This window comes from Acinetobacter sp. 161(2023) (assembly GCF_037027805.1).
Classification (GTDB): Bacteria; Pseudomonadota; Gammaproteobacteria; order Pseudomonadales; family Moraxellaceae; genus Acinetobacter.
Window position 1 is genome coordinate 1 of record NZ_JAZEYD010000028.1, and the last position, 9,958, is coordinate 9,958.

At 38.2% G+C, this 9,958-nt stretch carries 7 protein-coding genes and 1 pseudogene; 5 read left to right on the forward strand and 3 right to left on the reverse strand.

What is annotated here, in order from left to right; genetic code table 11:
- A partial coding sequence (locus WA249_RS18480) for a hypothetical protein (protein WP_031997917.1) occupies positions 1-498 on the reverse strand: 498 nt, incomplete at its 3' end.
- Between the two features lie 199 nt (positions 499-697).
- On the opposite strand from WA249_RS18480, the gene WA249_RS18485 reads away from it, so the two are divergent.
- The 5 genes and pseudogenes from WA249_RS18485 to WA249_RS18505 all read left to right on the forward strand — a co-directional run bounded on the left by WA249_RS18485 (position 698) and on the right by WA249_RS18505 (position 6,590).
- The gene (locus WA249_RS18485; RefSeq protein ID WP_000286963.1) at positions 698-1,000 is read left to right on the forward strand and encodes a type II toxin-antitoxin system RelE/ParE family toxin; all 303 of its coding nucleotides are present in this window, start codon (positions 698-700) and stop codon (positions 998-1,000) included.
- A complete protein-coding gene (locus WA249_RS18490; protein ID WP_006582667.1) occupies positions 1,001-1,282 on the forward strand; it encodes an addiction module antidote protein in 282 nt (93 codons plus the stop codon).
- A 291-nt stretch (positions 1,283-1,573) separates the two neighbouring features.
- Positions 1,574-2,782, forward strand: a complete 1,209-nt coding sequence (locus WA249_RS18495; RefSeq protein ID WP_006582666.1) for an IS256 family transposase — start codon at positions 1,574-1,576, stop codon at positions 2,780-2,782.
- Positions 2,783-2,824: 42 nt separating this feature from the next.
- Positions 2,825-5,491 (forward strand): excinuclease ABC subunit UvrA, encoded by a 2,667-nt coding sequence (locus WA249_RS18500; protein ID WP_002055446.1) that lies wholly within the window; start codon positions 2,825-2,827, stop codon positions 5,489-5,491.
- Positions 5,492-5,652: 161 nt separating this feature from the next.
- Positions 5,653-6,590: pseudogene (locus WA249_RS18505) on the forward strand (IS5 family transposase).
- A 133-nt stretch (positions 6,591-6,723) separates the two neighbouring features.
- On the opposite strand, the gene WA249_RS18510 reads toward WA249_RS18505, so the two are convergent.
- Together WA249_RS18510 and WA249_RS18515 are read right to left on the reverse strand one after the other, a co-directional pair.
- Positions 6,724-7,887 carry a zinc-dependent alcohol dehydrogenase gene (locus tag WA249_RS18510; RefSeq protein WP_006582112.1) on the reverse strand — a complete coding sequence of 388 codons (1,164 nt, stop codon included), beginning with the start codon at positions 7,885-7,887 and terminating at the stop codon, positions 6,724-6,726.
- A gap of 1,645 nt (positions 7,888-9,532) precedes the next feature.
- A partial coding sequence (locus WA249_RS18515) for a DDE-type integrase/transposase/recombinase (RefSeq protein WP_081405518.1) occupies positions 9,533-9,958 on the reverse strand: 426 nt, incomplete at its 5' end.

Genomic DNA, 9,958 nt, shown 5'->3' on the forward strand with positions numbered 1-9,958 from the left:
ATAGAAAACCTGTGTCATCAAATAGTTAAGACCTAAAATGTTTAGTGGAATTTTAGCTTCATAATTTAGATTCTGGTTAAATCTATTAATTTCTGAGATCATTCCATTATCATCTATATAAACTTCAAGTTGAGAATTCTCTGTACAAAAAGAATAAATAAACAACTTGTCTTCATTAAAAATATTTCCTGTTTCACGAAACACCATTTTTTCAACAAGAAATTTTTGTTTATCCTTACATAAAACAAATAAACGAGTCATTACTACTGCGTTAATAAATTTGTCAGCACTAGGAGTTGGCCAGCTTCTAAAGTTACCAATAACTGGAGATGAATCCTTTCTTAGTATTTTTCTGACAGGAATTTCGTACTCTGAAAAGTTAAAACCATTAATAGGTTGCCCATTTTCATTACTAATATGCTGTACACCATAACTAAAAGATGGATTAGGTTGATTGCTAACAGCATAAGTTGATGGATCTACGAATTTAGTTTGCATTAATTTCTCTGTAAATTATGGTGTAAATAAATTTTAAAGAAGACTAACAGATCCTGAATATCTTTATAAAAGAAAAATAGAAACTTCCACTAATTTTCTCCATTTAACATAATGGCTGTAATATGAAATTCAGTGCCTCAGGCCTAAAGAACCAAGTTTATGTCTTGCAAAAACGTATCCTATAGGATACATTTTGCTTATGTACTCAATATATACCACAGAAGCCTTTGATGATTGGTTTACCAAGTTAAAAGATCAACAGGCAAAAAGACGCATACAAGTCCGAATTGATCGGGTTGAAGATGGGAACTTTGGAGATACTGAACCAGTCGGTGAAGGTGTTTCTGAGTTACGTTTCTTCTTTGGACCTGGCTATAGGATTTATTACTGCAAGCAAGGGCAAAGGGTCGTTATTCTCTTAGCAGGCGGAGATAAGTCTACGCAAAGTAAAGATATAAAACTTGCCCTACAATTAGCACAAGATTTAGAGGAGGAGCTGTAAATGGCTATCAAACTTCGTAAATGGGATAGTGCTGAGCATCTTAAAACAGAAGAAGATATGCAAGCTTACCTACAAGCCTGTATCGATGAATCTAATGGTGATGCTGCATTCATTGCTAAAGCTTTAGGTAACATTGCTAAAGCTAAAGGAATGGCTCAATTATCACGAGATACAGGTCTAGGCCGAGAAAGTCTTTACAAAGCACTTTCTGGTGATGTTAACCCTAGTTTTGATACTGTGATTAAAGTTGTAAAAGCACTGAATTTACGCTTAACAATTTAAAAAAAGTTATTTAAAAATGGAGCTTTAAGCTCCATTTTTAAATTTCATATAAGGTGTATTATGTTAATTTTAAGAAAACTAAATAATTTAACCTTAAATATTTTTCATATCGGATTAACTCAAAGGAATAGATTTAAATGGACTAACTCCGTAAGTTAAAGTTTTTTGATTGATTTAATAAATTCAATAAATTGCGGCGAAAAATCTTTAAATAAAGGGACTGTTCTAAATTTTGTGTAAGTACTTAATTTTCATTCATCCTACTGAGGATAATAAAAAGAGGTACTTCACATGGATGAAGCTACAATCAAAAGTATGGCAGCTGAATTAGCTAAAGGTTTAAAAACTCCTGAAGATTTAAACCAAATGACAGCCATATTTAAAAAGTTCATGATCGAAACCGCTCTGAATACTGAGCCTTCTGAACATTTAGGCTATGAAAAGCATCAACCTAAGAAAGGATCTAATGCACGTAATGGTTTTAGCTCCAAAACAGTTCTAACACAAGATGGGCAGCTTGCTTTAGATATCCCTCGTGATCGTGACGGCTCTTTTGAACCACAGATTATTAAGAAGCATCAAACGCGCATTACTAGCATGGATGATCAAATTCTTTCGCTATATGCGAAAGGAATGACAAATAGAGAAATTGTTGCTTTTTTTAAAGAAATGTACGATGCCGATGTATCTGCCTCCCTTATTAGTAAGGTAACGGATGCTGTCATTGAACAAGTGACAGAATGGCAAAATAGAACACTCGATAGTCTTTATCCTGTTGTCTATTTAGATTGCATTGTTGTTAAGGTTCGTCAGCATTCAACAGTAATCAATAAATCAGTTTATTTAGCATTAGGCATTAACTTGGATGGCCAAAAAGAACTTCTTGGCAGGTGGCTTGCTCAAACAGAAGGTTCCAAATTCTGGCTGTCAGTCATGACAGAGCTTAAAAATCGAGGAGTGCAAGATATTCTTGTTGCCTGTGTAGACGGGCTAAAAGGCTTTCCTGATGCGATAGCCTCTGTCTACCCTCATACTGACATCCAGCTGTGTATCGTACATGTTGTACGCAATAGCCTGAGATTTGTGAGCTGGAAGGACTACAAAGCTGTAACAGCAGGATTGAAGGCGATCTATCAGGCAAGTACAGAGGAAAATGCTTTAAAGTCCCTAGATATCTTGTGCGATCAATGGAATCACCAGTATCCAAAAATTGGAGAATCCTGGCGGGCAAATTGGGAAAATATCCGAACGATCTTTAGCTATCCTGCTGAAATACGTCATGCGATTTATACAACAAATGCAATTGAATCATTGAATAGCGTGATCCGCCATTCAACTAAAAAGAGAAAGATCTTCTCTTCTGATGATTCAGTGAAAAAGGTCATTTATTTAGCAACTTCAAATGCTGCTAAAAAATGGACCATGCCAATTCAAAATTGGCGTTTAGCAATGAATTGGTTTACGATTCAGTTCGATGATCGATTAAAAGATCATTTATAAAAAATGGGACTAACACAAAATAATTTACAGGCTCCTAGAAACATGAAAATACATTCTTTTGGTGAACACAATAACATTACTTTATCTAATAATTGTATTGAAGTTCGAGGTGCACGTGAGCATAACCTTAAGGATGTAGATGTTTCTATCCCAAGAAATGCACTTGTTGTTTTCTCAGGTGTATCGGGTTCAGGAAAATCATCACTTGCTTTTGGAACTATTTTTGCTGAAGCACAAAGAAGATATTTCGAATCTGTTGCACCTTATGCAAGACGCTTAATAGATCAGGCCGGAGTACCAGATGTTGATGCTATTGATGGTCTACCACCAGCAGTAGCATTGCAACAACAACGTGGTGCAAGTAATACCCGTTCTTCTGTTGGAAGTGTAACAACTTTATCAAGTCTCGTGCGAATGATTTATTCGCGTGCTGGTGCATATCCTGCCGATCAGCCAATGTTATATGCCGAGGACTTTTCACCGAACACTCCTCAAGGTGCTTGTCCTACCTGTCATGGTTTAGGTCACATTTATGAAGTTACAGAATCGACAATGGTTCCTGACCCAACACTCAGTATTCGTGAGAGAGCTATCGCATCATGGCCACCTGCTTGGCACGGGCAAAACTTACGCGATATCCTAGTAACCCTAGGGTATGATGTTGATCGACCATGGAAAGATTTACCGCAATCGGATAGAGACTGGATTTTATTTACTGAAGAAACCCCAACAGTTCCTGTCTATGCTGGTTTAAGCCCCGCTGAGACTCAATCTGCACTTAAACGTAAACTAGAACCCAGCTATATGGGCACTTTCACTGGTGCTCGTCGCTATGTCCTTCATACTTTTGCTAATACCCAAAGTACGTTGATGAAAAAACGTGTTTCACGTTTTATGGAAGGAAAAATATGCCCTTCCTGTCATGGTAAACGCCTTAAACCAGAAGCCTTATCTATTACCTTTGCTGGAGTAGATATTGGTGAGTTTATGCAACTTTCTTTGGATAAGTTAACTTGCCTGCTTGAGCCCATTGTTCTAGGCAATTTCGACGCTCATGATGCTGGAGAAAAGACTAATAATAAAGTAACCCAACTTGATAGATCTGAACGAGCAACAACAGGTAGAGCAGTGCATTCTGTATCTCCAGATGTAAGACGTACGTCAGCACTTTCAGATGAAAAGAAAATTGCTGCGCAGCGTTTAGCAAATGGTGTGGTGGGGCGTTTAAATCAATTACGCCAGTTAGGTCTTAGTTATCTAACATTAGATAGAGCCACACCGACTCTTTCAGCGGGAGAGTTACAACGTTTGCGTTTAGCAACACAATTAAGTTCTATGCTATTTGGTGTAGTTTATGTACTGGATGAACCGTCTGCTGGATTACATCCTTCAGATAGTCAGTCATTATATGATTCTCTCGATAAATTAAGAGACGCTGGAAACTCCGTATTTGTTGTAGAGCATGATTTAGAGCTCATGCGTCGTGCTCAATGGTTAGTGGATGTTGGACCAGATGCAGGAGAGCAAGGTGGTAATATTTTATATAGTGGAGTACCTCAGGGTTTAAGTGAGATTTCAGCTTCACGTACTGCAAGTTATTTATTTAATAAAATCCCAGTTACTCAAAGTTATGGACGTACACCCTCTGGTTGGCTTGAACTTAACAATATTTACCGACATAACCTGCATAATATTGATGCTCGTATACCTCTTGGTGTACTTACAGCAGTTACAGGTATTTCAGGTTCAGGTAAATCTAGTCTCGTTTCTCAAGCTTTACCCGAGTTAGTACTTTCATATTTAGGCAATGAATCTGAAACTGAAAACAATAATGAAAATAATCCTTTAAATGAAGGAATGTTGGTTACCGAGGTTACACAGGGTTCTCTGGCTGGTGATGTGGAGGCTATACAGCGTCTGGTACAGGTTGATCAAAAACCAATTGGCCGTACTCCACGTTCTAATCTGGCAACTTATACGGGTTTATTTGATCATGTTAGAAAGTTATTTGCTGGGACTCCTGAAGCTCGCCAAGCTCATTATGATGCTGGACGTTTTTCGTTTAATGTGGCTAAAGGGCGATGTGAAACTTGTGAAGGTGAAGGCTTTGTCAGTGTAGAATTATTGTTTATGCCAAGTGTATATGCCCCTTGTACGACATGTCATGGTGCTCGATATAATGATGACACTCTGAAAATTCGCTGGAATGGACGTAATATTGCTGAAATATTAGGAATGACCGTCAATGAAGCACGTGATTTTTTTGATGGAGAGGTCTCGATTGCTCGTTCACTACAATTATTAAAGGAAATTGGCCTTGGTTATTTACGTTTAGGGCAACCAGCGACTGAACTATCTGGTGGAGAAGCGCAACGTATTAAATTGGCGACCGAGCTGCAACGCAATCAGCGTGGAAATACACTGTATATACTTGATGAGCCAACTACAGGTTTGCATCCATCAGATGTAGATCGATTGTTAGTTCAATTGCAGCGATTAGTCGATGCGGGTAATACCGTGGTTATGATTGAGCATGATATGCGTGCCGTTGCACAAGCAGATTGGGTGATTGATGTGGGACCAGGTGCTGGAAATGCTGGTGGGAATATTGTTGTGGCAGGAACACCAAAACAAATAACAGAAAATCAAGATAGCCGTACTGCTCCATATTTAGTTAATGAGTTAGTGAGTCGTGATACTAAACATTGATATTGCGAGTGGGTAGAATAAAACCTTAAATTAAAAACCTGTAAAATCAATCAGATATTTTTTTAGGTGGTGTGTGAGCATGAAATCTAAAATTTTTTTCAACTAAGGGCTTTGTTGCACAAACCTATTTCTAAAGGCTTATTCCACAATATAATTTTCAAATGAATAAGCCCGCACCTAAAATCTACCGCACAACCAATTGGCCCGCATATAACCGAGCACTCATGAGTCGCGGAAATATTGCCATTTGGTTTGATCCTGTTACGCAATGGTATGCGCCATCAAAAGGCAAACAAGGGCGAAATCAAACCTACTCCGACGCAGCCATCCAATGCTGCTTAATGATTAAATCCTTATTTCGTCTGTCTTTACGTATGGTTACTGGCTTTGTGCAAAGTCTGATTAAACTTTGCGGATTAAATTGGATAGCTCCAGATTACACTACGCTTTGTAGAAGACAAAAGCATATTGATATTGTAATCAGCTACCAAAAAAGTAGAGATGGGCTGCATCTACTCATGGGCTCTACAGGCATGGAGTTTGTAGGTGAGGGTGAATGGAAGCGCAAGAAACATGGACCTGAATATCGTCGCCAATGGCGTAAACTACATATTGGTATAGATGCCAAAACCCTGCAAATACGAGCATTTCAGCTTACAACCAATAATGTCAGTGATTCACAGGTGCTTGGTGATTTACTTAATCAGATTCCACAAGATGAGCGGATTGACTCTGTTTATACCGATGGAGCTTATGACACCAAGCAATGCCGTCAGGTCATTGCAATTGCAGATCGGCAAGCGCATGCGGTGATTCCACCTAGAAAAAATGCGAAACCATGGAAAGATACAAAGAGTAGCTCGCTAGAACGAAATGAATTACTTCGAACAGTTAAACGTTTAGGCAGGATACTATGGAAAAAATGGTCAGGCTATCATTGGCGAAGTTGGTTGAAACTAAGATGCATTGCATCAAATTATTAGGAGATAAACTCAGTGCAAGGAGTTTTGATAGCCAAGTCAATGAGATTCATGCACGTGTAGCAGTGCTCAACAGATTTACGGAATCAGGTCGACCATTTACCCAAGTTACGCCTTAAATTTGGCTCAATTAGGGGCGCTTTGCATTTCAAATCTTTGTGCAACAAAGCCCTTAAAAACAAGAAAAAGAGGATTGATAAAATGATGATAAAAAATAAAAAAGCGCCTGATGGCGCTTTCCTTTAATCATATTTATGGCGTCAGAATTACTTTACGACAGTCTTCTTCTTTTTTATCAAAAATACGGTAACCTTCCGCAGCATCTTCCAGTTTCATGCGATGGGTAATAATCAGATCTGGAGACAGATCTCCATTTTCGATATGTTCTAGCAACTGCGGCAAGTAATTATGCACATGAGTTTGTCCCATTTTAAAGGTTAAACCTTTGTCAAAGGCATCACCAAACAGGAAGCCGTGAATTGGACCGGCATAAACTCCAGGTACACTCACCACACCGCCGCGGCGGACCGCTGCAATACATTGTCTTAACGCTGAACCACTCGAACCTTCTAATTTCAGGTTAGTCATTACAGTTTCCAGCATGCTGCCTTTGGCTTCAAAACCGACCGCATCAATGACGGCATCGACTCCACGATAACCCGTGGTATTTTGAATGATAAATTCAGCGGCATCGACTTCATCAAAATTGACCGGAATCACCCCATAGGTTTGATGTGCGAAACTCAGACGATAAGGATGGTGATCGACCATAAAAATCTGCTCGGCACCGAGCATCCGCGCACAGGCAGCAGCCAGCAGACCGACTGGGCCAGCACCATAAATCGCCACACTGGAACCTCGACCAACTTGGGCATTTTTCACTGCTTGCCAGGCGGTTGGCAGAATATCAGTCAGGAATAATACTTTTTCATCAGGCAGGGAACCTGGCACTTTAAATGGTCCGATATTGCCCTTGGGAATCCGTACATATTCAGCCTGACCACCCGGTATACCACCATACAGATGGCTAAAGCCAAATAAAGCTGCCCCTGGTGGAATCTGTTTTTTATTGAGAATTGCACCACGGCCGGTATTGGTATTTTCACAGGCAGCCATTAGTTCATGTTCACAGAAAAAACAGTGACCACATGCAATCACGAAAGGAATAATTACCCGGTCGCCTTTTTTGACTTCTGTGACTTCAGGGCCGACTTCTTCTACAATTCCCATAAATTCATGGCCGAAAATATCTCCATCTTCAGTGGCCGGAATTTTACCCCGGTATAGGTGCAGATCTGAGCCACAGATGGCAGTCGCTGTCACCCTTAAAATGACGTCATCTGGTTCCTGAATCACTGGATCTGGAACGGATTCAACTCGTACATCCCGAGCACCATGATAGGTAAGAGCACGCATGCGGATTTCCTCTTTCTAGTTCAACATTAAACAGACTCGTATCAAGGCTGCCAAAAATAAAAAACACTTTTATTAGAGCCTTATGCACCAAGAAATCGCTGTAAATTAATGTATGAAATAAGACATCCGAGTGTTTAAAAAATAAACTTATATAGGGTTTACGTAATTCGTGACCTTATGTGTCGAATGAATAGAAAAGAATTAAAGAAACATCTAGTAATTTCTATAACTTATAGATTGTTAATTCTGTGCTATCTATTATTTTTAGAAATAAATGTCCCTAACATAATCATAGAGGTACTAACTCCCCCTATTACTAAACTCATGAGTATTATTTCTATACTTAATATCTCTGTCCAATGGCTATGGTCACTCCACGGAATATATATGCCATGTCCAAATAAAAAATTTATAGTGCATAAAATAAGGAAGCTAATGAGAGTGGATATTATCAAGGTAACTATAAGATTTTTCCAAACCTCCTTATTTTTAGAAAGAGTTATTACTTTAATCGTTATACTCTGTAAATAAATATCGTAGATTTCAGCTCTAAAAATTTGATTTATTTAACAATATTTTAGTATTTGGCGTATTTTGCCACTGAATATTATTTGATTAGTACACAAAATAGTGAACAGAAACTAGCTGTGGTTTCTTGTTGGCTTTCAAAGATCTTTAGTTTATAAGCCCACCTCACTTTCCTTGAGTGGGCTTTTTTTTATGCTATTGCTTCGCTCGGCAAATATTTTTTAAACAAAAAAATGATAAAGAAGCCTTTTAGATACATCTTTTAAACATTTTGATTCATATTGCATTTATAATAAATATGCTAACTAGTTGTTCCATTCCCTCAGAGGTTAGTAAAAACTATTGTTTCAGCATGAAATAATGATTTGGCCCACTTCTGTGGGTTTTTTAATGCCTTAAAACGCTCTCGTTTGCCCTCTAAGGTCTTTTTCATTTCATATTTTTTACAATTATGATTAGTCAAGAAATGGATCAGATATGAAGTTAACGCGCTTAAATGGTTTAATCACTTATAATTGATTCATGAATCCTTTGTTTTTCCTTGTCATTTTCTATCTTAACGGCTAAGGCTAATACAATTATCATTGTGATGAGACAGATTATTTTGATCTTCATTTTTCTGCCTCCACTTAGAAATAACTTAATGAATATTAGCATTTTAACTCGATACTTTGAAGTATGATTAAGCCTTGTTTCAAAGTCGAGTTATTTTGCGAGGCGGTGATCTCATTAGTAATGATAAAAAATAAGTAATGTACCACTCACCTGATATTTTTTAGGGTCGATTAGGCACCAGTCATAGGTTTTTTCTTTAATGTTATTCGGTTCAAATAAGTACACAGCTTTTTAGCCATAATTCTGATTAATATTTTTCCATCACACTCTTTGATTTGTAGCGGATATTTTTAAGTATAGTCATATCAACTCTATGTTCGTCTAGTTCATCTTTGCTTGGTACATACAGGAATATTGCCAAAAAGAACACCATAAGAGAGCTTGTAATCAGAGAAAAGGTAGGGGCAAAATTTTAATGCCAGTTGATCGCTCGTAGATACTCGCTCGGTTCGGCACTGTTGCAAATAGGGATCTGAGTCGATGATTTTCCCTTCAAAAAAGCTTAGAGACCGAAAACTTTATTTACTAGCCAAACTTCTCCTAGAATATTACCGTTATAAAATAATGAAGCTTGTGCTTTGCGTAGAGCACGCATAACCTCAATACCTTTAATTGTGGCATAAGCCGTTTTCATAGACTTGAATCCCAACGTAGCCTTGATGATCCGTTTAAGCTTGCCATGATCACATTCAATCACGTTATTCTTGTATTTAATCTGTCGATGCTCCAGATCTTCAGGACACTTTCCTTCGTGTTTTAGTCGCGACAAAGCACGGCCATAGGTATGAGCCTTATCAGTGTTTATGACTCGTGGAATCTGCCATTTTTTGACATGATTCAAAATCTTACCAAGAAAACAATAAGCTGAATGGGTATTTCGTCTAGCAGAAAGATAGAAATCAAGAGTATGGCCACGTTGGTCAACTGC

What these genes read in the sequence shown, in the direction of transcription:
- WA249_RS18495 (WP_006582666.1), top strand. Translation starts at nt 1,574, where the DNA reads ATGGATGAAGCTACAATCAAAAGTATGGCAGCTGAATTAGCTAAAGGT.
- WA249_RS18500 (WP_002055446.1), top strand. Translation starts at nt 2,825, where the DNA reads ATGAAAATACATTCTTTTGGTGAACACAATAACATTACTTTATCTAAT.
- WA249_RS18490 (WP_006582667.1), top strand. Translation starts at nt 1,001, where the DNA reads ATGGCTATCAAACTTCGTAAATGGGATAGTGCTGAGCATCTTAAAACA.
- WA249_RS18510 (WP_006582112.1), bottom strand. Translation starts at nt 7,887, where the DNA reads ATGCGTGCTCTTACCTATCATGGTGCTCGGGATGTACGAGTTGAATCC.
- WA249_RS18485 (WP_000286963.1), top strand. Translation starts at nt 698, where the DNA reads ATGTACTCAATATATACCACAGAAGCCTTTGATGATTGGTTTACCAAG.